Raw genomic sequence first — 672 nt, forward strand, 5'->3', positions numbered from 1 at the left:
CCCCTCTCCACCCCCCCCCCCCCCCCCCCCACCCCCCCATGTCGTGGTTCGTCGGCAGCGTCAGATGTGTATAAGAGACAGGATTTTGCTTTGCAGCCGAAGGTAGGCCATGTCCAAGTTGTTGTTCATCATTTGCTTTACACCGGCGTCCATTTTGTCATTGGCCAAGCTGTAGCGTTTAGATTTCGCGATATAAAACAATGCGCTATCTACTTGACCTGTTTTTTCGTAAAGATCGGCGATTTTGTAACTGGTACTCTTAAAAATCGCATTTCTATTTTGCTGGACCGGGATAGGCAACCGAAGTATTTTAAACAAAAAGTACCTGCTCTTTTGATATTCCTTGTCGAGCGACAGGATGTAAGCGTAATTGTAATAAACTTTATTCGCCAAAAGGAATGAGCTGCTATCGATTTGTTGACCCGAAGACAGGTTTGCAACTACATATTCGGCCTCTTTAATGTAATTGATTGCCTTTTGGTTATCGCCAAGAATGGCATACAAGTAAGAAAGATCGGTAAGTACCGTAATGTACTCTTCTTTGGCATATTGACGGTGCTCCTTAAAAAAAGCATAGGCGATATTGCTGCAGCGCAATGCCTTATCCAGCTGTTCGAGCGAAAGGTAATAATTATGCTTGTAAAGATTGATAAATGCAATAGCCAGCGAGTC

Annotated in this window: 1 protein-coding gene; it reads right to left on the reverse strand. The window is 43.9% G+C overall.

Annotation, left to right across the window (positions count from 1 at the left end):
- Nucleotides 1–60 precede the first annotated feature (60 nt).
- Nucleotides 61–672, reverse strand: a 612-nt coding sequence (locus JHD69_RS20015; RefSeq protein ID WP_199142100.1) for a hypothetical protein, incomplete at its 5' end; no start/stop codon positions are given.

The organism is Pedobacter sp. ASV12, assembly GCF_016429155.1.
In the GTDB taxonomy this organism is placed as follows: domain Bacteria; phylum Bacteroidota; class Bacteroidia; order Sphingobacteriales; family Sphingobacteriaceae; genus Pedobacter.